The sequence below is a fragment of the Streptomyces sp. NRRL F-5123 genome, from assembly GCF_000721495.1.
In the GTDB taxonomy this organism is placed as follows: Bacteria; Actinomycetota; Actinomycetes; order Streptomycetales; family Streptomycetaceae; genus Actinacidiphila.
This window is the reverse complement of record NZ_JOHY01000002.1, coordinates 186072-211766: the sequence shown is the minus strand read 5'-3', so window position 1 is coordinate 211766 and position 25695 is coordinate 186072. Positions and strand designations below refer to the sequence as shown.

Here is a 25695-nt window from a genome sequence, read left to right as displayed (position 1 = left end):
TCCTGTGCATGACGACGACAACGACGCAGCAGCCCACCACCGCGACCACCGCGACCACCGCGACCACCGCGACCACCGCGGCCACCGCGACCACCGCGACCACCGCCACCACGGCGACCACCGCGGCCACGGCGAACGCCCCCGCCCGCTCCCGGGCGCTCGAACTCGCCCAGCACGCCCCCGCCGCGTTCAAGGCGCAGATCGCCTTCGACGCCGCCGCCCGCGCCGGGCTCGACCCCACCGTCGCCGAGCTCGTCGAGATCCGTGCCTCCCAGCTCAACGGCTGCGCGTACTGCCTGCACATGCACACCAAGGACGCGCGCAAGCACGGCGAGAGCGAGGAGCGGCTGTACCTGCTCGCGGCCTGGCGCGAGGCCCGGCACTTCTACACGCCCAAGGAGCAGGCGGCGCTCGCCTTCACCGAGGCGGTCACGCTCGTCTCGCAGGGCGGGGTGCCGGACGACGTCTACGACGAGGCCGCGGCGCATTTCGACGAGACGGAGCTGGCGCACCTGCTGGCGAAGATCATCTCCATCAACACCTGGAACCGCATCGCGATCACCAGCGCCCGCCGCGCGGGCACCGACATGCGCGTTGCCGCCCGCAGCTGAGCCGGGGCGGCAGCCGGTCCGGCGTCACGTGCCGATCTTGCCCAGCAGGTCGACGATCCGGGACTGCACGTCCGTGCTGGTGGAGCGCTCGGCGAGGAAGAGGACCGTCTCACCGGACGCGAGCCGCGGCAGCTCGGCCGGGTCGATGTCGGCGGAGGTGTAGACGACCAGCGGCGTGGTGTTGAGCCGCTGGTGGCCGCGCAGCCAGTCGACGATGCCTTGCCTGCGGCGGCGGATCAGCATCAGGTCCATCACCACGAGGTTGGGGTGGACCTGCGCGGCCTTCGTCATCGCCTCGGCCTCCGAACCGGCGTGCGCGACCTGCATGCCGCGCCGCTCCAGCGTGGCGGCGAAGGCCTGCGCGATCGGCTCGTGGCCCTCGACGAGCAGCACCCGCGGCGGGTGCTGCTCGCTGTCGCGCGGGGCGAGCGCCTTGAGCAGCACCGCCGGGTCCGCGCCGTACGCCGCCTCCCGGGTCGCCTGCCCGAGACCCGCCGTGACCAGCACGGGGACATCGGCGGCGGCCGCGGCCTGGCGCAGCGCCTGGAGCGCGGTACGGGTGATCGGCCCGGTCAGCGGGTCGACGAAGAGCGCGGCGGGCGGCTCGGCGACCTGCGCGTCGACCTCCTCGCGCGACCGTACGATCACCGGACGGTAGCCACGGTCGGTGAGCGCCTGGCGCGTCGAGACGTCGGGCTCGGGCCACACCAGCAGCCGGCGCGGCTCGTCCAGGGGCTCTTCCAGCCGGTCGTCCGCCATGTCGGTGACGTCGACGGCGCCGTTCGGCCCGTCCAGCGGCTCCGGCCCTTCCGCGGCACCGGCCGCGGGCGCGCCTATGGCGTACGACCGGCCCGGCGGCTGCACGGGCGGTACGGCCACGGCCGCGGGCGCCGCGGGAACGGGACGCAGCAGCGCCGTCTCCTCCTCCGCGGAGGGGGCGGGCGCGGTCTGCGGAGCCTGGGGCGCCTGGGACGTCTGCGCGCCGGGACGGCGTACGGGCAGCTGTCCGCTGTCCGGGTCCGCCTGCGGGTGCTGGCGGGCCTGGCCCTCGCCGCCCGGACCGTGCGGCTGGCTCGGCACCTGCTGGATGAGGCTGCGGGTGGACGGCGCCTCGTCGGTGGTGCGGTCGGGGCTCAGCCGGCGGCGGCGCCCGGAACCGCCCGCGGCGACCTCGGCGGGCAGGCCCTGCGGGTCCGTCTGGCCGTTCGGTCCGGGGGCGAAGACGCCCTGGCCGAGGGTGCGGACGCTTATGGCCCGGCCGTACGTGCTGTGCGTCGGGTCCTGCGGCTGGCCCGCGGCCGGGCCGGGGAGCTGCGGCGGGGGCGAGGCGAGCGCCGGGCGGTTGCCGTTGCCTCCGCCGTTGCCGGGGGCGGCGGGCCACTCGGTGGCCGGCGGCAGCGCGGGCGTCTCGGCGGCGGGGGCCGCGGGGGACGCCGGAGACGCGGGGGCCACGGGCTGGCCGGGCGCGCTGGGCCAGGCCTGCGGGGTGGCCGGCACGGCCTGCCCGGCGTCGGGCCACGACTGGGGGGCGGGCTGCTGCACCGGCACGGCCTGCGACGCGGGCTGCTGCGCGGGTGCGGGCACCGGGGGCTGCGGCTGGTGCGGTACGACGGGGGCCAGGCCGGCGCCGGGGGCCGGGGCCTGCGGCTCGGCGGGCGCGGGGGTTCCGGGGGCGCGGTGGGCGGCGCGGCGGCGTGCGTTCTGAACGTTCTGGCCGTTCTGGCCGTTCTGGCCGGCCTGCGCGCCGGAGCCGCCCGCCGGCTCCTGGCCGCCGTGCGGGCCGTTGCCGCCGATCGGCGCGCCGGGCGGGAGCTGGTGCTGCGCGGGCGAAAGCTGCTGCTGTGCGCCGGGCGTGTCCTGGGCCGCGGCCGGGAGGGCGTTGGGGATCGGGACGGGCGGCAGCTCGGCGCGCTCGGTCGCCGGGGCGGGGGCCTGCTGCTCCTCGGCGCGGGCACGGCGGCGGCCGGTCGGCTGGGACTGCTGGGACTGCTGGGGTTCCGCGGCTGCGACCGGGGCGGCGGGCGCGGGCTCGGGACGGCCCTCCGGACGGCGGAGCGCACGCCGGCGCCCGGTGGGGGCGGCGTCCTGCTCGGGGGCGTGCGGGGCGTTCGGCCGGCCGGGGGTGTGCGCCTGCGGGTGGCCCTGCCCGGCGGCCTGGGCTTGCGCCTGGGCCGCGGCCTGCGCCTGCATCTGGGCCTGGCCCTGCGCGGACCAGGCGGCCGCGTCGCCGCCCGGCTTGCCCGTACCGTCGCCGCCGGGGGTGTGCGTGCCGCGTACCGGCTCCGTCGAGAGGGGCATCACGGTCGTCTCGGACTCGCGGGGCGCGTCGCCGTCGCCGGACGCGCGCCGGGCGCCCCGGGGGGCCGCGTCCGCGCCGGCGTGCGCCTGCTCCGTACCCGAGGCCGTCTGCGTACCGTCCGAGTCGCCCGCGGAGCCGCCCTTTCCGGCCGGCACCTCCAGGACGTACGCGCTGCCCGCGCCGGGGACCTCGTGGGTCTGGAGGACGCCGCCGTGCCGCTCGACGATGCCGCGGGCCAGCGGGAAGTGGACCGGGTCGCCGCCGGGGTGCGGGCCGCGCACGTCGATGCGGATGACGTCGCCGCGCGCGGCCGCGGCCACCACGATCGTCGAGTCGCCGGCGAAGGCCTGCGCGTTGCCGGCCGAGTCGATGCCCGCGACGTCCGCGATCAGGTGGGCCAGCGCCTGCGCCATGCGCTCGCCGTCCACCGCGGCCTGGATGGGCGGCGCGTGCACCGCGAACTGCGCGCGCCCGGGCCCGATGAGCTCGGTCGCGCCCTCGACGGCCGCCGCGATGACCTGGTCCAGACCGACGTCCGCGCGGCGCAGCTTCTCCTCGCCGCGGTCCAGCCGCTGGAAGGCCAGCACGTTGTCGATGAGCGTGGTGATGCGCGCGTAGCCAGCCGCGAGGTGGTGGAGTATCTGGTTGGCCTCGGGCCACAGCTGCCCCGCCGGGTCGGCCGCGAGGCCCACCAGCTCGCCGCGCAGCTCCGCGAGCGGGCCGCGCAGCGACGTGTCGAGCAGGGCCCGCAGCTGCGCCGTACGGGCGGCGAGCGCGTCGAAGGACGTGCGGTCGGTGAAGGTCATGACCGCGCCGACCAGCTGGTCCCCGTCCCGCACCGGCGCTGTCGTCAGGTCCACCGGGACCGCGGTGCCGTCCTTGCGCCACAGCACCTGGCCGCGCACCCGGTGCTTGCGGCCGCTGCGCAGGGTGTCGGCGAGCGGGGTCTCCTCGTACGTCAGCGGGCTGCCGTCCGGCCGGGAGTGGTGCACCAGCGGGTGCAGCTCCTTGCCGCCCAGGTCGGTGGCCCGGTAGCCGAGGATCTGCGCGGCCGACGGGTTGACCAGCACGACCTTGCCCGCGGTGTCCACGCCGACCACGCCTTCGGCGGCGGCGCGCAGGATCATCTCCGTCTGCCGCTGCTGGCGGGCGAGTTCGGCCTCGGTGTCGACCGTGCCGGTCAGGTCGCGGACGACGAGCATGAGCAGCTCGTCACCGGTGTAGTGCGGCAGGGCTGTCGCGGTGACGTACTCGGCGTACGGGGTGCGGCCGTCCTCCAGGTTGGCGCTGGTCACCTCGACGGGGAATTCCGTGCCGTCGGTGCGCCGCGCGACCATCCGGGTCGGCTTGGTGCGGGTGTCCTCGGCCGCTTCGCGCGGGCTGCGCATGGAGCCGGGGATGCGTTTCGAGTCGAATCCGGGCAGCAGGTCGAGCAGCCCGCGGCCGACGAGCGCGGTGCCGGGCGACTCGAAAGTCTCCAGCGCTATGGCGTTGGCGTTCACCACGGTGCCGTTGACGTCCACCAGGAGCAGGGCGTCCGGGAGGGCGTCGAGTATGGAGGCGAGGCGAGCAGCGCCTCGGGATGGCCTGCTGCTCACGAGACGCGTCCTCTCTGGTCACCGCACTGTTCTCGCCCCGGGCGCCGGCACCGCGCACGGCCGGCCCGCCGCCCGCCTGCACCGGCCGACGACGTCGGCTGTCCTTGGCCGATTTCCGGGCGGCCCATCTTGCCGCCACCCCCGGGTCATGTCACTAGAGCGAGTGTACGTGTCGGCCACGGGGGCGGGGCGGCGGATGCCCATGTGGGGCTGTGCGTATAGGGGTTCGGATGTGTGCGGGGTTTGTGTGGCGTCGGTCACGGCGCGCTGCGGGGCGCGACGGAGCGCGCGCCCGCGGGGCATGCTCGCGGAGGCTCCGGTGCGCCCCCGGCGCGTATCCGGGTACGTCCCCGGTACGCGCCGGGGCCCGGCGCCGCAGCCGTGCTCCGGGGCGCCGGGTACGTACCCGGCGCGGAGATCCGGGCGCGCCGGGGCTCAGGCGGCGAGGATGTGCGGGCCGCCCGAGGTGGGCTCGGGGAGCGCGGGGATCATGCGCTTCCAGCGGGCGACCTCGCAGCCGTTCGTACGGCGGTAGGTCTCGTCGACGGGCTCGCCCCGCCACATGCCCGTGACGTGCGCGGTCTGCGGGCCGCCGTAGATCATCGAGCACATCTGCCCCGCGGGCACGGGGGCGAGCGGCCCGCCCAGCTCGTCGAGCTGCCGGCACGCGGCGAGCTGCTCGGCCCTGACCGCACCGCCGCAGCTCAGGGTGCGCGTCCTGACCTGCCCGCTGCCGTCGTCGTACGCCACCGAGATCCGGTCGGCGCCCGCGTCGCGCCCGGACCAGGGCAGGCCGACGGCGACGGCCTGCCCGCCGGCCAGCACACCTCCGGCGACGGCGAGTCCGAGCGCTCCGAGTACCCGGACACGGTGACGCCCCCGGGCGGCACGGGGACGACTGACGGGAGAGCCTGCACGGCGGTGCGCGGCACGAGCACTGACAAGAGCCATACCCATCCTTTACCGCCCCGATACTCCTGGAGTGGCCCATTTCACCCGTTCGTGGGCGCGCCGCGCCGCGCGATCCCGGCGGTTCACCCGCCCCGACCGCCCAACCCCTTTGCCCTGCCGACCGGCAGCCTTGTACCGTAGTCTGCGATTGGTCGCAGCCCGCAAGGCTGTGCCATCATCTGCACACGCGCTCGCTCACGCGGGTCGCGCGTTGGAGGCGTCGCCTAGTCCGGTCTATGGCGCCGCACTGCTAATGCGGTTTCGGGTTTACACCTGATCGAGGGTTCAAATCCCTCCGCCTCCGCCACCTCCCCGGAACCCCGCCCGTCCTCCCGGACAGCGGGGTTTCGCCGTTTCCCCCACCCCTTCCCCCGGACCTGCGCCATCCCCCCTCCAAGGGCCTCCGCCGCAGCTCAGCCCACCTCCCCCTTATCGATTTCACGTCCCGCCCCACCTCATGTAATGTTGTTCCCGCGACGCCGACCGGCCCAAAAGCCGCGAAGCAGCCTCGCACTCGTAGCTCAACGGATAGAGCATCTGACTACGGATCAGAAGGTTGCAGGTTCGAATCCTGCCGAGTGCACCACAGGTCAAAGCCCCCGCCGGATCATCCGGCGGGGGCTTTGTCGTGCCGTACAGCAGCGAAGTACAGCAACGGCTGATCTCAGCCGGAGCCGCCCATCGCCTCGGAGAGCTGCCGCAGTGCCTCCCGCACCTCGTCCTCGCTCGCCTCGGCGTAGACCTCCATCGTCATCGTGATCTGCGAGTGGCGAAGGATGCGCTGGGCCACCTTCGGGTGGACCTTGAGGGCGACCAGGAGCGAGCTGCACGTGTGCCGGGTGTTCCGCAGCGGGATCACGCGCAGGCCCGCCCGCCGGGCCCGGAGGGCGAACATCCGGGTGAGGTTGCCCGGCTCGATCGGGGTGCCGTACTTCGTGGTGAAGATCAGGCCGCGGGTGTCCTGCCAGAGGTCCCCGGCCGCCTTGCGATCGCCCTCCTGCTGGGCCCGGCGCATCCGGAGCGCCTTCAGGCACAGCGCCGGCAGCGGCAGGAAGTCGTCCGACTCCTCCGTCTTCGTCTCGCGGTGCAGGATCTCCTTCCCGGCGCGCTGGATCTGGTGGTCGACGTACAGCTCGCCTGAATCCAGGTCGACCGACTTCCACGTCAGCCCCAGCACTTCACCGCGCCGGAGCCCCAGGCACAGGACGAGGACCCACGCGGCGAAGAGCGGGTCCTCCCGGGCGAGCCCGTCCGCCAGGAACCGGCCCGCCTCCACCACGGACCACGGCTTGATGCGCCGCCGCCGCGGCTTCGGCACCTTCACCAGCGAGGCGACGTTCTTCCCGATCTCCTCCTCCGTCACGGCGTGCGTGAGCGCGGCGCGCAGCGCATCCCGGGACGCCTGGATCACCCGCCGCGACGGGTACGCCTCGCAGCACTCACCGACCGCGCAGCAACGGCGCCGTGCCGGGGAGCGCTTGGCATCCTTGCCTTGCGCGCAGCACTGGCAGACGGCTGCCAGCTTGGTCAACCACTCCCGCACGTCCCGCACGGTGAGCTTGTCGAGCCGCTTCGCTCCGAGGTGGGGAGCGATGTAGAGCCTCACGGCGCCTTCGTACGAGACGTATGTCAGCGGGGCGAGGTTGGGCTTGACGATCGACTCCAACCAGTAGGAGAGGAAGGCGTCGAGCGTCCGGTGCCGCGTGGCCACCGGGCCCTTGCGCGCCTCGGTGTGCAGCCTGATCCACTTCTCGTGGACCTCTTCCCGGGACTTGCCGTAGACGTACTTCCGCTGACGCTTGCCGCTGGGGGTGTCCACCCAGACGTAGGCCGCGTAACCGTTCCTGTACGGGTAGATGGAGCCCTCGCCGTTGGCGCGCTTGCCGCTCATGCCGACCGCCTTTCAGGGCCCGCGGTGACGGCCCGGACGTACTCGTCCACCCAGGCGGGCAGGATGCGGCGGTTGCGGCCGACCTTGACGGAGCGGATCTCTCCCGTGAGTACGAGCATCTTGGTCTTGGACAGCCCGAAGCCGAGCATGGCGGCGACCTCGGCAACCGTGTGCCACTTGCGCTCGATGACGGTGGTCGCGGGACTCATGTGGTGGGTTCTCCTTCCGTTCCGGGGGCGGGTTCGAGGGAGGCGGCGAGCCAGCGTTCGGCGGTGGTGAGGCCGGTGCCAGCGAAGGTCCAGTGGGCGAGGACGTACGTCGTCTCTTCGGGTTGCTGGCCCTTTTGGGCGCGGCGGTATTCGGCGCGGGCGTCGCGGAGGGCGCCGAGGGTGGTGGAGTAGCGGCGGGTCTTGGTGGAGAAGTGGCCGCGGAAGCCGAGCATGTGGGCCCAGGCGCGCAGGCGGAGGTGTTCGAGGTCCTTGCGGGCCCCGAGGGTCCAGGCCGTGCGGATCATGCGGCGGGCGTGGTCGGTGAGGTGGAGGTGGGCGAGTTCGGCGAGGAAACGGATCGGGCGGTCGAGGGTGCCGGTCGCTGTCTCGGCGCCTTTGGTGGCGTACTTGGCGATGTACGCGGCAACGGCCCGGTCGGTGAGGGTCGATGAGCCGTGGAAGTCGTTGCTGCGGATGGTGCGGACGTCGAGTTGGCGGCCGAAGGCGAAGGTGTGGGGGCGGCCGTCGATCACGGGCCCGGTGACGCTGGCGGTGGAGGCGGCGGCGCGGATGGCGTCGGTGAGCAGGTCCGGGGTGGCCCAGGCGGGCGGTGGGGTGGTGCCGCCTTCGGGGCCGTCGAGGCGGATGACGGCGTGGAAGTGGACGGCGCCGCGCCGCTGGTACTCGGCGACCTTGGCGAACGAGACGCGGGCGTGCCGCCGGAAGGCGCGTTGGCTCAGCCCGGCGCGCTTGGCGATCTCGCGGCGCAGGTAGATGGAGAAGCGGCGCCACAGGGCCCCGGCGTGGGCGTTCCAGAGCACAGCGGCGTCGTAGTCGTATGTGTCCGGGTCGAGTGGGGCGCCGAGTTCCGGCGCGTCCGTCTCGTGCACGGCTCCGCAGCGGCAGCGGCCGGTGTCGGGGCGGTTGTGGACGGGGCCGAATCCGGGTGCGGTAAAGGTGGCGAAGACGCGCGGGTGGTGCGCGACGTCGTCCGGGGTGCCCTTGCCGCCGCGCAGGCCTGCGGTGATCAGGTGGAAGGTGTCGCGGCGGTAGGTCTCGGCGCAGGCCGGGCAGCGGGTAGTGCGGCGGTTGTTGCAGCGGACGAGGAGGTGCCCGGCGGGCAGTTGCTCGGAGGTCATCCGGTGCAGGACGGCGCCGATCTCGCCGGTGGTGGTGTCGAGGGCGTGTTCGGTGCGGTGGCCGTCGAGGCGGATGGGGTGGGTGCAGCCGCCGAGCCCGGAGAGCTGGCGGACGAGTCCGGGCAGGGTGCCGAAAGCGGCCAGGGTGCCGAGTTCGGGCAGCGGGGGCGGGGTTGCGCGGGTGATGATGGGGCTCCTTCGCGGGCTGAGGTTCGTGGAGGGTGGCTGCCGGGGCGGCGGATGCTTGGCGGTATCGGTGCCGCCCCGGCAGTTCGGTGGAGCGGTCAGCGCTGGCGCGGCGGCGCGAGCAGCGAGCGCAGGATGACGGCGACGATGGCGACCGAGATGGCCGCGACGGTGACGGCGACCAGGAGCGCGGTCAGGATCACGCCGACCGTGACGACGGCGGCCACGGCTCCGGCGACGACGCCGACAGTGGGCGCGAACCGGTGGCCCGGGGTGGCGGCGGGGTGGGCCTGCTGGCAGGCGCAGACCGGTGCGTGGGCGTGCTGCGGGAGCGCGGTCGAGGTGCTGACGGGCGCGGCCGGAGCGGTCGGCGCGGGCGGGTACTTGGGGTTCAGGAGCACGACGGGACCTCTCTCAGCTACTCGTCTAGGTGTGTGTGCCGTTGACGATCTCGACGCCGTTGCGCGTGCTGTCGTCGATGGCGGGGGCGAGGAAGGTGTGGGCGAGATAGAAGCCGAACAGGGCGATGACGACGGCGACCCAGAGGCGGATGCCGAGGAACCGGATCGCGGCCCAGGCGATGATCCCGAGGACAGCGACCAGGGGCAGGCTGACGGTCACGTGCGAGGACTTCCTTTCAGCGGACCGGGCAGCGGTGGGTTCGTGCGGCCAACTCGGCCGCAGCGCGGGAGTCGTAGTCGGCGGAGAAGCCGCAGCGCGGTGCGGTGCAGGCGGTGGTGTGCTTCTCGGTGCCGCGGGTGTCGTTGGAGGTGCCGACCTGGACGGGCCCGATGCTGATCAGGTCGCGGAAGTGGCGGTTGGCGGGCATGGGACGTTCTCCTCTCAGAGCTGGGCGGCGATGACGTCAGCGAGGGGTGCGGGGACGCCGAGGCGGGCGCGGAGGGTTGGAGCGTCGATGGCGCTGCCGGTGCGGGTGTGGTGTTCGGCGGCGATCTTGCGGGCGTGCGCGAGCAGGGCAGCCGGGATGGCGGGTTGGGCGGGCGCAGGTGCGGCTTCTGAAACGGGACCCGGCGCAGCGGCGGCCGTGACGGAGGGGAGCTCCCGGAGCACCGGCTCCGCTCCGTGCGCCAGGAGCGTTCCGCCGAGGAAGGCCAGGGCCGGCCATCCGGCGACGAGGATGCGCAGCCAGGCCGGTACGGACACGGCGTCGAGGAGCCCGGCGGTGGCGACGTTGGCGCCGAGCGAGGCTAACAGCGCCACGACGAACCAGCACCAGGCCGCCGCCTTCCCCGCACCGGAGCGCAGGCGTCGCCAAGCCGCGACGAGCAGCAGGTCGACGGAGACCGGGTAGGCCCACGCCTTCCAGCCCTGTTGTCCTGCGGCGTCGGCGACGTCGTGCAGGTGGGCGAAGGACAGCGACGCGGCGATGAGCGCTTGGACGAGCACCGCGTCCACACGGGACAGGTGGGCGGGCATGACGTCGTCTCCTCTCGGCCTGCCTCAGCCGGTGGCCAGGTCGTTTGCACGGGCACGGGCACGGGCAAGGGCGGCGGTCTGGGCCGCTTCCTCGTCGCCGGGCATGTCGGCGGCGATGCGTTCGAGGAGATCGGCCTTCCGGGCCATCAACGCGGCGTAGTCACCGGCTCCGCCCGTACGGAACGCGGCCAGGTCGGACAGGAAGTCGGACAGTTCACCGGCAGTGGGGCTGGACACGGGCCTGCCTTTCGGTTTGGGGCATGACGGGGTAGGGACGTGGCGCTGCACAGTGAGAGAGGGAGGGTCAGCCGCTGACGGGCCGTGGTTTGGCCAAGGGCGCGGGCGGACCGGCGGGACGCGCGGGGACGGCGGGCCGGAAGGGTGCGAGGGCGGGAAGTTCAGGCACGCGGTCGGTGGTGGCGTCGCAGACGGCCGCCGCGTCTCCGAGGGACAGGTACGGGGTGCGGATGCGGGACCAGCCGCCGGAGGTGTCCCCGGCGACGGCGAGCCCCGGCCGTTCGGGGGCGATGGCGCAGGCGGCCATGACGGCTTCCGGTGCGATGTCGCCGAGGGCCATTTTCGCAGAGGCTTCGTCGTTCACGCGGTGGCAGACGCGACCGCTGAGCTGGGCCCGGAGCATGGTCGCGCCCTTGCCGAGCTCGGCACCGAAGCGCTGCCCGCACACCTCCAGGTAGATGCCGGCGGCACGGCCGAGCTGAGCAAGGCGGATCAGATGGGTGACCATCTCGTCGCGCCGTTCCTCGTCCTTCTTGCTGGCGACGAGGAAGAGTTCCGCCACCTCATCGACGAACAGCACGATCGGTACGGGCCGTTGTGCTTCCGGTAGGCCCCATACGTCGGAGGTGATTTCCTCGCTCGGGGCCGAGGGGGCGACGCCCTGCCGGGCTTTGATCAGGTCGTAGCGGTTCTCCATTTCGCGTACGAGTACGGGCAGCAGGTTGGCCGCCTGCTCGGGGTCGGTGGCCAGGGCTGACAGCCGGGCCGCGAACGGCGCCAGCTCCACGCCCCGTTTGCAGTCGATCCCCACCAGCGCGACGCGTTGCGGGGCGAGCCCGGCGACCAGGTTTCGCAGGTACATAGACTTGCCCGACAGCGTCGCGCCGAGCGTGAGTTGGTGCGGTATCGCGCGGTAGTCCCGTACAAACGCGGTCGCGTCCTCCCGCAGAGCCATCGGCACCTTGAGCAAACCGGCGGCCATGCGGCGCGGCATGCGAACCTTGCGCAGTACGTCGAAGCCGACGAGCCGCAGTTCCACCACGCCCGGCTTGACCACCGACACATACACGGCGTGCACGCCCCAGGCATGCCGCAGCCGTTCCGCGGAGGCTGCGACGTCGGCGGGTTCCTGACCGGGCGCGAGCCGCAGCCGGAGCCGCAGACCGGTTGACGTCGGCCGGACGATCCCGCGCCGTGGAGGCACCGGCCGCACCTCCCGGCGAGTCGTCACCTGTACGGCCAGGGCCCGCAGCCGCGAGGGCGGGACGGTCAGCCCGCAGGCGTCCATGACCGAGGCGTACGTGCTGAGCAGGCGGGCGGTCGAGACGGGAAGCCCGACCAGGGACCAGTACGCGGCCGGTTGCTCGGCCCGGAGGTAGGCAGCGCCACCGCCGACAGCGGTGACGGTGCCGCCCCCCTCCAGCAACGTCATCAGGTCCGACATCGGGCTCAGGCCCCCACCTGTGCGGGGAAGGCGGCCGGGGTGACGGCGGCGGCCCGGAAGGCGATCCCATGCCGCTGCTGCCCGTTGAACATGCTCTCCCAGGGCCGGGCCACCAGCCCCGGCAGCGCGACCGGCGCCCCGAGGGCCAGGCCCTCACTCACACCGCTCTGCGGGACGGTCACCTTCACCAGCGAGGACTCCCCGTCCTCGATGTACACGACCCCGAGCGTCATCAGCGGCTCACCACTGACCGCGTCGGTCGCGATCTCGCCGGTCTGCCGGTCCTTGATCTTGGTTTCCGGGGCCTCGGTCAGCAGGATCGTCGCCGCCGAGGTCTCCACACGGATGGAACGCAACGCTGGTTCTCCCCTCACTCATGACAGCTAGTCGTCTAGATAAGTGTCATCCGATGTGCCCGCAGGGGCGGGTGCGGGACCCACTGTGCCACACGACCCAGCTACTCGTCTATACGAGTTTTCGTGTGGAGGCATACGAGTCGGCGGACGCGGCCTCCCCGCCACCCGTCACGCACCCCATCCGCCCTGGTCACGTTGCCGGAAGCTGGTACGCCAGGACGTATGCGTCCGCCGCCATCACCGTGTCGCAGACCTCGACGGCGCGTCCTTCCGTGTCGAAGGCGGTGCGGATCAGGTGGATCACGGGCACGCCGGCGGCCAGGTGGAGCGTCTTGACCTCACCGGGTGCCGGCATGCGGGCCCGGATCTCCTCCTCGAAGTGGTCGAGGCGGTGCCCCAGCTCCTCCAGCCGGGCATAGATGCCGCCGGGTCCGGGGTTCGGCTCGGCGATGGGTGTCCCCCGGGCGAGGTCCAGCGGCAGGTAGGAGGTGGCGAATTCGACCGGCCGCCCGTCGAGCAGGTACCGGCGCCGCCGGGCCAGCACCTTGCGGGGGCCGCCCAGCCGTGCAGCCACATCCTGCGTGGGCCGCTCCTCCTTGATCTCCAGGCTGTCGACGGTCGGGTGGCTGCCCGCGGCGTCGGCCTCGACGATGAACGCCGACTTCCCTTGCTCGCGGTGCCGGCGCGCGAACCGGTCGGAGGCCAGGCGGCGCACAGGTGGCCGGGGCCGCACGAACACGCCCTTGCCGTGCTCGGAGACGACCAGCCCCTCGCCCTGGAGGACGGAGAGCGAGTTGCGGACGGTCATCCGCGAGACGCCGTAGTGGTCGACAAGCTCCGTCTCGCTGGGAAGCTTGTCGCCCTCGGCGAACTTGCCCTTGTCGATGGCCTCGCGCAACTGGTCGGCGATCTGGCGGAACACCGCGCGGTCACTCGTGGGGTCCAGCGCCCCGAGTGTGCCGGAGAAGGAACCGGGCATCATTACTCCTTTGGATATCTAGACGAGTGGCCGACCTTTGTTGCTACGGTGGGCAGCCTAGCCAGTCGAAGGGATCACGTACGTGCCGATCGAGCGCCCGCACTCGGTGAGCGTCGCCGGAGTCATCGTCGACGACGCCGGCCGGGCCCTGCTGATCCGCCGCCGGGACAACGGCCACTGGGAGCCCCCCGGTGGCGTGCTCGAACCCGAGGAGACCATCCCCCACGCCCTCCAGCGTGAAGTCCTGGAGGAGACCGGCATCAAGATCGCGCTTCCGGCGACGTTGACCGGCGTCTACAAGAACATGACCGGCCTGATCGTCTCGCTTGTCTTCCGCTGCGAAGCGATCGACGGCCACCTCTCCACCGGTGACGAGACCAGCGCCCTGCGCTGGGCAACCCGCGACGAGGTCTCCGAACTCGCCGACGAGGCGTACGCGATCCGCGTCCTGGACGCTCTCGACGCCGTATCCCCGCCGGCCGTCCGCGCCCACGACGGCGTGAAACTCGTCTAGCTCGTAACACCTGTCCATGGCCGCCCACCAGCAGGAAGCAACTTGTATGCACGAGTATATGAGTAGACCGCGGGTCTGGGGAATCAGTTGCCCAGGTTCACCCGAAGAAGTTGCCCGCGCCCGCCGCTGGACCCGCGATGTCCTGCGCGAATCCCCGTGCGCGGACGACGCCGCGCTGATCGTCACGGAGCTGAGCACGAACGCCGTGCTCCACACGCACACCGACGCAACAGCCGACCAGCCGCCGGGAACGTTCCACATCAGCCTCGCCGTCTCCGATGCGCTGGTCTCGATCTCGGTGACCGACTCCGGAGGCACGAAGACCGCCCCGACCGTCGAGCACCCCGACGCCGACGAGACCCACGGCCGCGGCCTGGCGATGGTCACCGCCCTCGCCCACCACGTCGAGACCCACGGCGACCAGCACGGCCACACCGTCACCGCCCACCTGACCACCACACCGGACACGCCATGACGCCCGCCGGCCAGCAGGCGGACGACTCGGCCACTACCCACAGCCTGTGGACGGTCGCCCGCATCTGCCGAGCCCTGAACCACACCGTCCTGGAACGCCGCTTCCTGACAGACCTCACCCACGCCCCCGAACCCGACGTGATGTCCGTCTTCACGGCCTGGCGCAAGGTCGCCGCAACGATCGAGCAGCACGCCCCCAGCGAGGCACGCCTTGAAGACCTGGCCTTACCCGCACCCGTCCAGCCCCCGACCGCAGAAGGGCGGTAGCCCATGACCACCGCAACGGTGCAGCCCCACAGTCCCCAGCCGACGACCAGCGAGTCGGACGCGACGGCGCCTCACGGAGAAAACGCCCCGCCCACCCAGACGTGGACGATCACCACGACAACCGGCTACACAGCGGCCGGCTACCTGCCCCCTTGGGCCGAAACCGACCCCAGCACCACCGACATCCCGCCCCACCATCTCGCCACGGAGCTGGCGGACCTCACCCACCACCAGCCCTTCCCCGGCCAGCGCATCGCGGTCACCCTCACCGACGACCAGCCAGCCCCGGAAACCGTCATCCTCAGCGGAAGCATCGACTGCGCCCCCTACAGCGAAGACCCCACCTCACGCGAGCCCGTCGCCAACCTCCAACTCGTCGACGACTACTGGCTCACCAACCTCGACCCCAACCAACTGGCCACCATCGCAGCCCAACTCCGCACCCAAGCCGACCACCTCGACCACCAAGTTCGCCCCGCCCTCATCGCAGCCCGCAACGACTGGACCGCCCACCACAACGCGTAGCCGAAACCCACGTCCCATGGGCCCCGACCGCCACGAAGCTCCAAGGCGACCGGGGCCCTTCCACATGTCCACCTACGCCAGCGACGCCCGGAGTGAGTAACAACCTTCTCTACGAGTTCAAGGCACCCGGCGTCGCTGCCGCTCCGCCGGGCGCGCGTCCGGCGCCCGGCCGCGCCGTCGCTCCTGTCTCCGCCCCGCTCGGCACGGCCCGCGCCGCGCGCGCCCCCGAGGGGGAGGCCGGCGGCATGAGACGAGACGTACAGCCGGGGTCAAAGAGGTGCCTCCGGCGGGGGCGCTCCGGCTCCGAGATGGACCAGGCTCGGTCGGCGCCCGCGGGTTCATCATGGGCGGGTGCGGGGTGCTCCCATCCCGTCTGCCATCGGCCCGGGGCAAGCCGAGCAGTCGCGGCCCAGGGCGTCAAGGTCGTTCGTACAGTGGCGCGCTCCACCTTGACGCCCTGAACCACGCCCGCTCCACTGAAGTGCGGGCCGACGGCAGACGGGACGGAATCTGGGGACGAGAACGGGACCTGGTATGTCAACGACAGGTAGGGGGCTCCGCTTGCCAGGCGGCCTCAGCCTTTTCATCAGTTCACGAAACCAGTGAAGGTGCGCCGAAAGTGGTAGCCAATGACGCTACATAGACGCCGGGCAACTTCCGAGGTTGCCCACAGAATCGGCGGAGGTGAGAGGCATGGTGGTAGAACCCGGGATGCCTCCTCTGTGGCAACTGCGGCACGATTCACCTCAAAGTGGTGGCTACCGCCGTCACTGCCTGGACCATCGTTGCCAGCGCGTTCATTGTGGTGACAGAAGCGGCTGCCGCCCTGGGAAGTGCCTCCGAATGCGATGTTCCACTGCGACGCGCCAGAAAATATGCTGAGCCTCCCGCCGCAAGCGTCGCGATCAGAACAGCGAAGCAACCTAGAGTCACGAGAATTGAATTGTCGGACATCCCGTAGTTCCCTTCCATCAGAGCAGCGGAATTCGCGGCTGTTCTGAGGGTGGCCCAGACGATGTTCGCAGATGTTCAGCACGAACGAAGACGAACAAAGATGAACGGCAAAGACGGAGACTGGAGCGCCCTTGTCCACCGACAACTTCGATGACCGATCGGCAACCACCGCTAACGAGGCACTCGCAGAGTTGCGCCGCATCCTCAGGGCGAGGCGCTCGAAGAAGCGACTCACCATGGAACAGGTGACGGTCCGTAGTGGGTTAGGACGCACCGTGATCAGTCAGGCCTTCAGTGCGTCCGCACCACCGCCAAGCGGCGCGACCGTCAGCGCACTGGCAGACGTCCTGGCGCTGGACACCGACTACTTACTAGCTCTACTGGACGTAGCAACTGGGGCAGAGACCGATCGTTCCACGCCGCCAGGCGCCGGTAGCGGAGGCGACGTAGTCACTCTGGGGCGGCCAATCGCGGAGTGGGATCCGGACGAACTGGAAGTCCATCCCGCAGTGGACGCCCCTTCCTCTGAAAGCAGTAGCGGGCACCGTTTGTCAGCGAGACTGCCTAAATATGTCTTCCGTACACACGACGAGGAACTGTCCGCTCTCGTGTCTGAAGTCGACATGGGACAAAGCCGGATGGCAGTGCTGGTCGGTACCTCGTCAACGGGGAAAACGCGAGCTTGTTGGGAAGCGGTTCAGCCCCTGGCCAGTAAGGGGTGGCGGCTGTGGCACCCCTTCGACCCCACTCGCGCTGAGGCTGCTTTTAGAGGGATCGAGGGTGTGGGGCCGCGCACGGTTGTGTGGCTCAATGAAGCTCAGCACTACTTCGGTGCAAGTGGTGGACTGGGCGAACGCATTTCCTCCGCCGTCCACACGCTACTTACCACTCCGCGGCGGGGGCCCATCCTCATTCTTGGGACGATGTGGCCGGAGTACGCGGATACCTATATTGCCCTACCCCAACCTGGGGAGGTCGATCGATATTCACATGCTAGGGCAGTGCTCTCTGGACGGCTGATCGGCATCCCGGAGAGCTTCGATACCAAGGCGGCCGGTCACGCGCAGGCTCTGGCCATAGCAGGTGACGCCCAACTTGCGCATGCGCTCGAACACGTGCAGGACGGGAGGGTGACGCAATTCCTCGCCGGAGCTCCCGAGCTGGTCCGTCGTTACGAATCCGCCTCGTCGGCTGCTCGCGCACTCTTGCATGCGGCCATGGACGCTCGACGCCTCGGTGTCGGAGTCCAGCTACCGATAGGGTTCCTGGAACATGCCGCGGAAGGATATCTGAGCGACGACGAATTTGACGACCTTGATGATAATTGGCTCGAACAAGCCCTCATGGAAACCAGTCGACCCGTCCACGGCAAACTAGCCCCTCTGCGTCGCAGTCGCCGCCGAATACATGAGATTGTGCCCCCCACGCAGGCGTCTCCATCTTCACTAAACTATCGGCTCGCAGATTACCTCGAACAACGGGGGCGTCGTGAGCGCAGGCTCCTCTGCCCTCCTACATCGTTTTGGCAGGCCGCTCACGACTATCTGAGCGCCGCGGATCTGGTCCAATTGGCCAATGAAGCTCGGCTCCGTTACCGCAATCGCTGGTCATATATTCTACTCCAACGTGCAGTTGAGTCAGGCTATATTCCCGCCGTTAGGGAGCTTGCCTTCTTCCTGGAGAACCTAAATCCTGAACGCTCCAGTCGACTATACGAACAGGCCATAGAGTCTGGCGACACGCACGCCATGATATTGGTCGCTCAGTCGCGGGACATCTATGGAGACATCGCAGGTGCCGACGAATTATGGTGGCAAGCCGCTGACTCGGGCGACGAAGAGGCCATTGAGGTGCTTCCCCAGAGGCTAGATGCGTACGGGGTCGCCAAGGGAATTGAACAACTACTTCAGAAGAATACCGCTGCGGGAAATGTTCAGCAGCGAGAACTTTTAAGCGAATGGCGAAGCCTAGTCGAAGAGCTAGAAAGTGAAGATTTCCAGGCCCGGCACCCTGAGTATGGCGGTGAGGCCGACGCGCTAGCCTTGCTCGCTCAATGGCGAGACCAGGTCGGCGACAGCCGAGGGGCGGAGTCGCTTCGTCAAGTTAGCGCAGCGGTCGTTGACCCAGTGCATGAAGCTCTAGTCAGTAGATCCGGAGATGGATTTATCGAAGGAGCTATTTCACAGGCGGGCGAAGCGGGTGAGACCGAGGTACAGGGTTTGCTAATCGAACTAGAGGGGCGGAATGGCGACTACCGAGGCGTCGAGCGGACGCTCCTAAAATTGCTCGATTCTGGAAATCCGAAATCACCATCCGTTCTCTTTCTTGACGATGATGACCTATGGCCCAATTACATAAACTTCTGGCCGTATGGCCTGGAAGCAGATGGCAGCCAATCTGCGCCGTGGTGGTAGCGAATGATATGGGCGTGTCGAGGGAGACGAGCACGGTGAGAGCTCATTGTGAGTATGCCCATCTCCGCCGGTTGCAAAGTTCTCCGCGGCCCCTCGGGTGAAGTTGTTCCTGGCGGGTTTCGCGACGTCGGCCCTCAGCCACAGCGAGGCTGCAGGCTGAGGGCCAAGGGCACTTGATCAGCGCCTTCCGGCTGAGCATCTAGTTGATGGGCTCGGATTCGCTGCTGGTGAGTTCGGCCCAGGTGTCGGAAAGGATCTTGTTCTCCACCTTGCCAATGTGTGCCGGCGTGTTCGAGGCTGCAGCCGCGACGACGGTCTCACCAGTGCTCTTCAGCTTCACCGTCTTTTTGGTGCCGTTCTTCTCCTGCAGGTAACCGGTGATCTGAATCCAGTGCCGGCGGTCACGCCGCCAGTCGATGGCGGCCAGACGCTGCTTGAATTCATCAAAGGAGATCTCCGGAGCAGGCACCACCTGCTCCTCGATCATATCGTTGAACCTCTTCACCAACTGCTCAGTGGTGTCGTCTCCGGTTGCAGTCTCCTTCTGCATCGCTTCCATGATTGGCCCGAGTTTGTCCCTCCGCACCTGGTTGTAGGCCAATGCGAGAGCCTTGAGGGCGAATGCCCATCCATGGACGTACAACCGTCGGTAGGTGTCAGCCTTTTTGGTGTCACTCCAAGCGCTACCGAACTGACTTTCCAAGGTTTCCAGGAACTCGCGGCAGTAGGGCAGCACTGCCTCGATGTGATGATGCTTAATGTGCTCGCGCTTGCGGTTGCCGTGGGAGATCACGTTGAGCAGTAGTTGCTCGAGCGTCGATGCGTCGACGATATTCTGCACCGCGGTGAGTGTGGCTCCCGTGCTGCGGCCATCGGCGACGCGGTCCTCGAAGATGGTGCCCTTGACTGCCTGGTTGCGCAGCTTCGCCAGTGCTGACGAGGTGTCGAAAGTCGCCACCAAATTGGTGTTCTTCTTCGTGCCTCGGCCGTTGCGATCTGCGAAACTCTGGGCCGCCGCATCGACGTCAACCTTCAGTTCGACCTCAAGCGTCACGAAGAAGGTTTCGAGTGCACCGCTCTGGAGAGCGAGACGATTCTGCGCTGCCTCGAAGAGGGCAGCGGTTTGAGTCTGTCCGTCGGCCTGCATGATAGGGCGCTTGGGCAGGTAGATCTCGCCGTAGATGGCCGCCGGGTTGGCTTCATCAAACGCGACGAAAATGGGCTGCGGGTCTTCCTCAAACTCCTCAACCGACTGCCAACCGGTGACGGTGGGGAGGTAAGCAACTCGTTCGCCGCGGACGGCCTCCAAAATGTAACGACTGAAGTCCATACGGTTGGCGGACTTTGCTCCCTTGAAGTCACTTTGTGTCTTGATATGCGCAGCCCTCATGCCGTTGGCTTCGTAGTCGACAGCGCGCGGCGGATCGGAAGGATTATATTTTACGAGGTCCGTAAACTGCCGGAGACTGGGATGGACTGTGACACAAATGCGATACTTGCCGGCTGCACCCTTTAGGGACAGCGTGCCACGAATGGCGTGCCGCTTCTCACTCTCATGCTGGAAGCGGTAGCGATGCTGTTCGAAATTCTCTCGTGCTTCCGTGTCGGTGCTGACATGCAGAATGCGCAGGCCCCCATAGTTCGCGTCCTCGGGGATGTCGTCGGTGTTGATCAACTTCTGCTGACTGATGAACGGTGTACTCATGGCGTCTCCTGTTGATAGAGGTCGGTGCCCGGGGCGAGCAGCCCGGACTGGCCTGGAATTACGGGAATCGATATGGGCTCTACAAAAGCCGGAATGCCACCTGCATGGGCAAGTACCAGAGGGAGAGGGACTAGCTCGATCGAGAGGTTCAACCTCTCAACGGTGTAGGTGAGCTCAGGTTGAAAATCGAACGCTGCGATGACTCCGCGGATCAAGCATTCGCTGCCGGCGGTTTCCTCGGCCCGGCGCGCCATAGCCATGTAGACCAGGATCTGCCCAAGCGCCTCGTAACTCGCACTGATCTTGAATTCCCACAAGCGAGTGACGTTGCTTCGATCGATCGTGCGCATATCCGCGCGAACGGCCGTGCCGTCGTAACTGTTCTCTCGGGCGATAAGTAACTCGCCTGGACGGTGCTGGGCGAGCTCCGAAGCGTAGTAGTCCCGGACTCGACATTCGCGCTCGTGCAGCACTACCCGATCTCGCGCCATTGGCTCCAACTCTCGCCCCGCTCAACTCTTGCCTCGCAGAGGTTACTTGATACATCGTCAGTCGGCAAGCGTATCTCGGAGATGCAGGGGGCGTTGCCAAGACCGCAGTGGAATGCACTGGTGCACCGCACCGACGGCGAGGTCATCCCCGAGTCCGGCGAGCCCGAGGTCATCTTCTGCATGGACGAGTTCGGCCCGCTCAACCTCCAGCCTCACCCCGGGCGGCAGTGGGCCGAACGCGGCGGCAAGCACAAGGATCCCGAGCGCGGGCCCAGGCCGCGGCGGCGGGCGACCTATACCCGACCGCACGGGGTCAGGCACCTGTTCGCCGCCTACGACCTGGGCAAGGACAAGCTCTACGGCCACATCAAGAAGACCAAGAACCGGACGAAGTTCCTGGAGTTCTGCCGCTACCTGCGCAGTCTCTATCCGCCCGAGGTCCGCATCGCGATCGTCTGCGACAACTGTGAGACTCGTGGGGTGCCGCCGGGGGCCGGGGCCTGACCCGTGCGACAACTGGCCTCAGCTGCCTTGGAGTAGATCTGTCGGCTCCGGCCCCTGGCGATGCTTGCTGCCGCCGGACCGGCGAGCGTGTCCCGATAGGGGCCTTGCCCTACAAGGCACCATCACAGTTCTGACCGCCCTCCGGCCCGGCGTCGGCCATCAGCCCCAGCCGATGAAGGAGCCGCGTGACCGTCACCAGCATGCCCAAGCCAACCTTGCCCGCACAGCGGGCAGCACAGCCCGCGGAGGACGTGGTCCTCGGGGTCGACACCCACAAAGACGTGCACGTCGCCGCAGTGATCACCGTGCTGGGCGCACTCCTGGCTCACTAGGAGTTCCCGACCACCGCTGCTGGTTACCGCCAACTCCTCGTCTGGGCGGCTCTTTCGGCATCCTGCGCCGCGCCGGAGTGGAGTGCACCGGATCCTACGGAGCCGTCCTGGCGCGCTTCCTGCGGCAGGAGAACATCCAGGTCATCGAGGTCAACCAGCCTGATCGTGCCACCCGCCGCAAGCGGGGCAAGGCCGACGCCGTCGGCGCGGACGCCGACGCCCGCGCCGTTCTGTCCGGACGCGCCACCACCACGCCGAAGACGGGTGAAGGCCCGGCCGCGGACCTGCGCGTCCTCAGACTGGCCAAGGAATCAGCCGTCAAGGCCCGCACCCAGGCGATGAACCAGCTCAAAGCCGTACTCCTGGGCGTCGACCCCGTACTGCGCGAGTCCTTGTCCGGGCTCAGGAACCCGGCGCTGATCGCACGGTGCGCGGACGGCCTTGCCGACAGCGACGACGCGTCCGTCTTCACCCTCCGGCTCCTGGCCCGCTCGCTGGCTTCGCCTTTCAAGGTCTCTATCAGTGCCCAGAAGGCAGCCCAGGTCATCACGAGGGAAGCTTGCCAGATGGCGCACGATCCGCCTCAGCATCCCGTACAGCAGCGAAGTACAGCAACCCCAGCAACCCGTGCTGCCCTACAGGGCCCCTCGGCGCACCCGTGGCGGCCTGTATGACCGCCCGCGCCCCTTCCGGCTAGAGCTACGGATCAGAAGGTTGCAGGTTCGAATCCTGCCGAGTGCACCACAGGTCAAAGCCCCCGCCGGATCATCCGGGCGGGGGCTTTGTCGTGCCGTACGGCAATGAGCGTGTGATCGTCGGAGCGGGCCCGGGGCGGTGGGGCCGTGGTGCGGCGCGACGAGTACGTGGAGCACATCGCAGGTCTTGGGACGGAGAACCACGCGTCGGTGTCAGTCGGCGGTAAGGGGCTGTGGCGGACTGCCGCCCGGCAGTTCATGCGCGACAAGGGGTACTGACAACGGCCTCGGGCCAGGGCCCCCGAGAGGGTCGGGGGCCCTTTGCGGTTGCTCGCGTGGGTGGGGCGGGTCAGGAGGGGTGGTCGGCGGCGGGCGCGGAGAGGTGGGCGGACCAGGCGCGGGTCTCGTCCGGGGTCAGGACGCGGGTGAGTTCGGCTGTGCCGGGGAGGTGCGGGAAGAACCGGTCGGCATTCCAACTGCGCTGGTACGAGGGCTTGTCGAGTACGAGGAGGCGGCGTCCGGCGACGACCGGGATGTCGTCGGGCAGGCCCTCGTTCCAGATGCGCGTGCCGTCCGGGGCGAGGAGTTCGAAGGCCCCGGTCGCCACGGCCTCGCTGCGCCCACGGGCGGGCTCCGGGTCCGTGGCCAGGCGGACGCTCTCCGCGGAGGGCGGCGTGCCGGGCACGTGGCCGCCGCCGATCAGGACGTGGGCGAGCAGCGTGTGCAGCTGAAAGTTGTCGCCGATGCCGCCGATGCGTATCTCGAAGCCGCTTCCGGTGGGCCGGTGGAGGACGACCACGGGCTCGTCGTCGAGCACCGCCAAGGCGTAGGCCAGGCACTTGAGGTCGTGCCGGTTCAGGGCGGCCAGCTCGCGGCAGGCGGGGAGGACCGCGGCCGCGTGCAGGCGGCGTACCTCCGCGCTGCGGCACAGCACGGCCAGCGCGGGCGGCTGCCACTCCTCGACCGAGCACCAGGCCAGGGCCAGCCGCGTGGCCTCGTACGGGTCGCCGCCCAGGCGGGCCCGGAGGGCGTCGTCGACGATCTTCCCGTCCGGCTCCGGCAGCTCCTCGCCGGCCTCGCCGGTGGCCGACCAGCGGCGGGCGAACTCCAGGGCGTCGAGCAGATCCCGGTGCACGCCGTCGAGGACCGGGCCGGCGCAGGCCACCGGGTCCGCCCCGTGCTCGACGCAGAAGCCGGCCGCCATCGCCAGCATCGGCCGCGGACCGGTGGGCGGGAAGGCGGGGAGCAGCGCGGCCAGCCGGGGCCCGGCCGCGACGCGTGCGTCGTCCGGCGCCGACTGCACACTCTCGATCATGGTGGCGAAAGCGCGCCCGGTACGGTCGCCGTCACGCGCGGCGACCGCGTCCTCCAGTTCGGACACGGTGGTGGCGAGGCCCGAGGCCCGCTGCTTCCTCTTGAAGATCACCGGCACACCCTAGAACCCGGGCGGCGTGTCGCGAACCGCCGGTCGCGCCAGGGCCGTTCGCCCGCTGCCGCGGGTGCGGGTGCTTGCGGGCCGGCCGGGGGTGCGGGTGCTTGCGGGCCAGGAGCGTCTTCGCGCAGGCCTGGCGGGTGGGGCCGAGCACGGACGGTCGGCGGCGGACGGCCCGCGGCCCGGTCCGGTCACCGCCGCCGCGCCGACGGCGCCCGCTCGCCCCGGGGGTCAGGTTGCCGGGCTGTCGGCGGGCTTCCTGAGGGACGCCGACAGGGCGCGGGCCTCGTGCTCGGTCATGCGGGTCGTGGTGTACGGGACGGCGTTGACCCAGCGCTGGGACAGGTGGGCGATGCGCTCGCCGTAGCGCTCGGCCGTGATCAGGTCGCCGGGGGAGCAGCCGTCCTCCGGGCCGAGGTCGGTGTGGCTCTGGGCCATCAGGCCGAGCCACGAGCCGAGGCGGTTGACGTCGTCGCGGGTGCCGCCGCTCCAGTTGTTGCCCGGCATGTCGGCCACGCCGATCCACTGCATGCCCATCTGGGCGCCGAAGACGGACAGTTGCTGCAGGACCGCGAGCTTGTCGCCGCTCTGCGACGCGGACATGGTGAAGCCGCCCGCCAGCTTGTCCTTCCAGCCCTGCGTCGTGAACGGCTTGAACGCCGCCTCCATGAACGCCTTGAACACCGCCGACACGCTGCCCATCAGTGTCGGGCAGCCGAAGACGATCGCGTCGCTGCGGTCGAGCAGCTCCGCCGTCGCCGCGTCGTGCCAGCGGCCCGCGGTGACGTCCTCGGGCCGCAGGTCGACGAGGTGGACCTGCGCACCGGGGACGGTACGGGCGCCGGCGGCGATGTGCTCGGCCAGGAGCCGGGTGCGGCCGTGCACCGAGTGGACGACCACCGTCACCGTGACGGTGGGAGCTGCGCCGGGGGTGCGGTCAACGCCGTTGCTTGTCATGTCTGTTCACGCTTCCTGATGGCGGGCGTGCGCCGCTCCTGCCCCGCAGCCGGTGGCGGCGGGAGGCGGGCGCTGCTTGCCCTGCCATCACAACCCGCGCGCGGCGCACCATCAACGCCGGATTCCGGCATGCAGCGATCGGCCGCACCGATCGATCGGCGCTAACCTTGCGGTGTGGACAGGATGGAGCTGGAAGCCTTCGTCACGGTCGCCGAGGAACTCCACTTCGGACGTGCCGCCGCGCGCCTGCACCGCGGCCAGCCGACGGTGAGCGACGCCGTACGGCGGCTGGAAACCGCCCTGGGCGGACGGCTGTTCCACCGCACCAGCCGCCGGGTGGCGCTCACCGACCTGGGCGCCGCGATGCTGCCCGACGCGCGTGCCGCGCTGGCCCAGCTGCGCCGCTTCCAGCAGCGCGGCCGCGCCCTCGCCGCCGGGGACCGGAGCGGCACCACCCTCGTCGTAGGCCACGCCGAATACACCGGCCACCAGCTCCTGCTGGAGTGCCTGCCGCGGCTGCGCGACCGCTTCCCCGACGTCACGATCGTGCCCGAGCCGATGCCGACGACGGCCCAGCTCACCGCCCTGCGGACGGGCACGGCCGGGCTCGGCATCGGCTGGGCCACGGACGGCTTCACCGGCGTACGCGCGCGGGTGCTCTCCGCCGAGCGGTTCATGGCCCTCGTGCCCGCGGGCCACCCGCTCGCCGGGCGTGCGGAGTTGAGCGCCTCGGAGCTGTCCGCGACGGACCTGCTCACCTGGCCGCACCAGATCAACAGCGGTCTGTGCGACCGGCTGCTGGCCGCCTTCGACATCGGCGGCGCAGACCTGCGCATCATCCGCACCGCCGACAGCGTGCACGCCATCGCCGCGCACGTCGCCGCCGGGGCGGGCATCGGCATCACCGTCGGCTCGGCCCTCGACCACACCCCGCCCGGGATCCGCGTCATCCCCCTGACCGGCCCGTCGACGACCGCCGACCAGGTCGTCCTCACTCCTGCGGAGCCCACTGCCGCCGCCGTGGCGTTGCGCGAACTCCTGCTGCACGCAGCCGCGGAGGCGCGCGCCGCGGCGTGACGCGGGCCGCGGCAGGG

The 25695-nt window shown here is 70.0% G+C and carries 26 protein-coding genes, 2 tRNA genes and 1 pseudogene; 12 read left to right on the top strand and 17 right to left on the bottom strand.

What is annotated here, in order from left to right; genetic code table 11:
- The first annotated feature begins 8 nt into the window (after positions 1-8).
- Positions 9-611 carry a carboxymuconolactone decarboxylase family protein gene (locus IH54_RS0102815; protein ID WP_052397000.1) on the top strand — a complete coding sequence of 201 codons (603 nt, stop codon included), beginning with the start codon at positions 9-11 and terminating at the stop codon, positions 609-611.
- A 24-nt stretch (positions 612-635) separates the two neighbouring features.
- Here IH54_RS0102815 and IH54_RS0102810 read toward each other — a convergent pair whose 3' ends face one another.
- Positions 636-4508: a PAS domain-containing protein gene (locus IH54_RS0102810; protein WP_031512590.1), complete on the bottom strand. Its 3873-nt coding sequence runs from the start codon at positions 4506-4508 to the stop codon at positions 636-638.
- A 435-nt stretch (positions 4509-4943) separates the two neighbouring features.
- Positions 4944-5333 (bottom strand): SSI family serine proteinase inhibitor, encoded by a 390-nt coding sequence (locus IH54_RS41330; protein WP_052396999.1) that lies wholly within the window; start codon positions 5331-5333, stop codon positions 4944-4946.
- A gap of 339 nt (positions 5334-5672) precedes the next feature.
- Here IH54_RS41330 and IH54_RS0102800 point away from each other — a divergent pair.
- Positions 5673-5766: transfer RNA gene (locus tag IH54_RS0102800), tRNA-Ser, on the top strand.
- Between the two features lie 203 nt (positions 5767-5969).
- Positions 5970-6045: transfer RNA gene (locus tag IH54_RS0102795), tRNA-Arg, on the top strand.
- A gap of 78 nt (positions 6046-6123) precedes the next feature.
- Here the strand turns inward: IH54_RS0102795 and IH54_RS0102790 are convergent.
- The 11 genes from IH54_RS0102790 to IH54_RS0102740 all read right to left on the bottom strand — a co-directional run bounded on the left by IH54_RS0102790 (position 6124) and on the right by IH54_RS0102740 (position 13337).
- Positions 6124-7350 carry a site-specific integrase gene (locus IH54_RS0102790; protein ID WP_031512588.1) on the bottom strand — a complete coding sequence of 409 codons (1227 nt, stop codon included), beginning with the start codon at positions 7348-7350 and terminating at the stop codon, positions 6124-6126.
- Complete coding sequence (locus IH54_RS0102785; RefSeq protein WP_043179596.1) at positions 7347-7559, bottom strand: excisionase family DNA-binding protein; 213 nt, start codon at positions 7557-7559, stop codon at positions 7347-7349. The genes IH54_RS0102790 and IH54_RS0102785 overlap by 4 nt, the downstream gene beginning before the upstream one ends.
- Positions 7556-8860, bottom strand: a complete 1305-nt coding sequence (locus IH54_RS0102780) for a replication initiator (RefSeq protein WP_052396998.1) — start codon at positions 8858-8860, stop codon at positions 7556-7558. The genes IH54_RS0102785 and IH54_RS0102780 overlap by 4 nt, the downstream gene beginning before the upstream one ends.
- A 122-nt stretch (positions 8861-8982) precedes the next feature.
- A complete protein-coding gene (locus IH54_RS0102775; protein WP_078861883.1) occupies positions 8983-9285 on the bottom strand; it encodes a hypothetical protein in 303 nt (100 codons plus the stop codon).
- A gap of 25 nt (positions 9286-9310) precedes the next feature.
- On the bottom strand, positions 9311-9505 hold the full coding sequence (locus IH54_RS0102770) for a hypothetical protein (protein WP_031512582.1): 195 nt from the start codon (positions 9503-9505) through the stop codon (positions 9311-9313).
- Positions 9506-9521: 16 nt separating this feature from the next.
- The gene (locus tag IH54_RS0102765) at positions 9522-9713 is read right to left on the bottom strand and encodes a mobile element transfer protein (RefSeq protein ID WP_031512580.1); all 192 of its coding nucleotides are present in this window, start codon (positions 9711-9713) and stop codon (positions 9522-9524) included.
- A 14-nt stretch (positions 9714-9727) separates the two neighbouring features.
- Positions 9728-10321 (bottom strand): DUF2637 domain-containing protein, encoded by a 594-nt coding sequence (locus IH54_RS0102760; protein ID WP_031512578.1) that lies wholly within the window; start codon positions 10319-10321, stop codon positions 9728-9730.
- A gap of 24 nt (positions 10322-10345) precedes the next feature.
- Positions 10346-10558 (bottom strand): hypothetical protein, encoded by a 213-nt coding sequence (locus tag IH54_RS0102755; protein ID WP_031512577.1) that lies wholly within the window; start codon positions 10556-10558, stop codon positions 10346-10348.
- Positions 10559-10625: 67 nt separating this feature from the next.
- Positions 10626-12002: an FtsK/SpoIIIE domain-containing protein gene (locus IH54_RS0102750; protein WP_031512576.1), complete on the bottom strand. Its 1377-nt coding sequence runs from the start codon at positions 12000-12002 to the stop codon at positions 10626-10628.
- Between the two features lie 5 nt (positions 12003-12007).
- Complete coding sequence (locus IH54_RS0102745; protein WP_031512575.1) at positions 12008-12358, bottom strand: hypothetical protein; 351 nt, start codon at positions 12356-12358, stop codon at positions 12008-12010.
- A gap of 190 nt (positions 12359-12548) precedes the next feature.
- Positions 12549-13337, bottom strand: coding sequence for a GntR family transcriptional regulator (locus IH54_RS0102740; protein ID WP_031512573.1), 789 nt, complete (start codon positions 13335-13337; stop codon positions 12549-12551).
- A gap of 106 nt (positions 13338-13443) precedes the next feature.
- Between IH54_RS0102740 and IH54_RS0102735 the strand changes: the two genes are divergently transcribed.
- From IH54_RS0102735 to IH54_RS44290, 5 genes are all read left to right on the top strand, one after another.
- Positions 13444-13851, top strand: coding sequence for an NUDIX hydrolase (locus IH54_RS0102735; RefSeq protein WP_031512572.1), 408 nt, complete (start codon positions 13444-13446; stop codon positions 13849-13851).
- A gap of 46 nt (positions 13852-13897) precedes the next feature.
- Complete coding sequence (locus tag IH54_RS0102730) at positions 13898-14326, top strand: ATP-binding protein (RefSeq protein WP_031512570.1); 429 nt, start codon at positions 13898-13900, stop codon at positions 14324-14326.
- Positions 14323-14592, top strand: coding sequence for a hypothetical protein (locus IH54_RS0102725; protein WP_031512569.1), 270 nt, complete (start codon positions 14323-14325; stop codon positions 14590-14592). The genes IH54_RS0102730 and IH54_RS0102725 overlap by 4 nt, the downstream gene beginning before the upstream one ends.
- A gap of 3 nt (positions 14593-14595) precedes the next feature.
- The gene (locus IH54_RS0102720; RefSeq protein ID WP_031512567.1) at positions 14596-15117 is read left to right on the top strand and encodes a DUF6907 domain-containing protein; all 522 of its coding nucleotides are present in this window, start codon (positions 14596-14598) and stop codon (positions 15115-15117) included.
- A 1562-nt stretch (positions 15118-16679) separates the two neighbouring features.
- On the top strand, positions 16680-18485 hold the full coding sequence (locus tag IH54_RS44290; RefSeq protein ID WP_234343326.1) for a hypothetical protein: 1806 nt from the start codon (positions 16680-16682) through the stop codon (positions 18483-18485).
- 199 nt (positions 18486-18684) lie between these two features.
- Here IH54_RS44290 and IH54_RS0102700 read toward each other — a convergent pair whose 3' ends face one another.
- Both IH54_RS0102700 and IH54_RS0102695 read right to left on the bottom strand, forming a co-directional pair.
- Complete coding sequence (locus IH54_RS0102700; RefSeq protein ID WP_031512565.1) at positions 18685-20190, bottom strand: DNA sulfur modification protein DndB; 1506 nt, start codon at positions 20188-20190, stop codon at positions 18685-18687.
- Positions 20187-20663 carry a hypothetical protein gene (locus IH54_RS0102695; RefSeq protein WP_031512564.1) on the bottom strand — a complete coding sequence of 159 codons (477 nt, stop codon included), beginning with the start codon at positions 20661-20663 and terminating at the stop codon, positions 20187-20189. The genes IH54_RS0102700 and IH54_RS0102695 overlap by 4 nt, the downstream gene beginning before the upstream one ends.
- Before the next feature lie 150 nt (positions 20664-20813).
- Here IH54_RS0102695 and IH54_RS0102690 point away from each other — a divergent pair.
- From IH54_RS0102690 to IH54_RS39255, 3 genes and pseudogenes are all read left to right on the top strand, one after another.
- A pseudogene (locus IH54_RS0102690) lies at positions 20814-21146 on the top strand (IS630 family transposase); the annotation flags it as partial.
- Positions 21147-21385: 239 nt separating this feature from the next.
- On the top strand, positions 21386-21517 hold the full coding sequence (locus tag IH54_RS47555) for a hypothetical protein (RefSeq protein WP_267965162.1): 132 nt from the start codon (positions 21386-21388) through the stop codon (positions 21515-21517).
- A 77-nt stretch (positions 21518-21594) separates the two neighbouring features.
- A complete protein-coding gene (locus IH54_RS39255) occupies positions 21595-22191 on the top strand; it encodes an IS110 family transposase (RefSeq protein ID WP_052396997.1) in 597 nt (198 codons plus the stop codon).
- A gap of 370 nt (positions 22192-22561) precedes the next feature.
- On the opposite strand, the gene IH54_RS0102675 is transcribed toward IH54_RS39255, so the two are convergent.
- Both IH54_RS0102675 and IH54_RS42755 read right to left on the bottom strand, forming a co-directional pair.
- Positions 22562-23638: a hypothetical protein gene (locus IH54_RS0102675; RefSeq protein ID WP_234343323.1), complete on the bottom strand. Its 1077-nt coding sequence runs from the start codon at positions 23636-23638 to the stop codon at positions 22562-22564.
- 237 nt (positions 23639-23875) lie between these two features.
- Entirely contained in the window at positions 23876-24601 is a 726-nt protein-coding gene (locus IH54_RS42755; RefSeq protein ID WP_078861881.1) for a flavodoxin family protein, read from the bottom strand.
- Between the two features lie 183 nt (positions 24602-24784).
- On the opposite strand from IH54_RS42755, the gene IH54_RS42750 reads away from it, so the two are divergent.
- Positions 24785-25678 carry a LysR family transcriptional regulator gene (locus tag IH54_RS42750; RefSeq protein ID WP_078861880.1) on the top strand — a complete coding sequence of 298 codons (894 nt, stop codon included), beginning with the start codon at positions 24785-24787 and terminating at the stop codon, positions 25676-25678.
- The last annotated feature ends 17 nt before the right edge of the window (positions 25679-25695 follow it).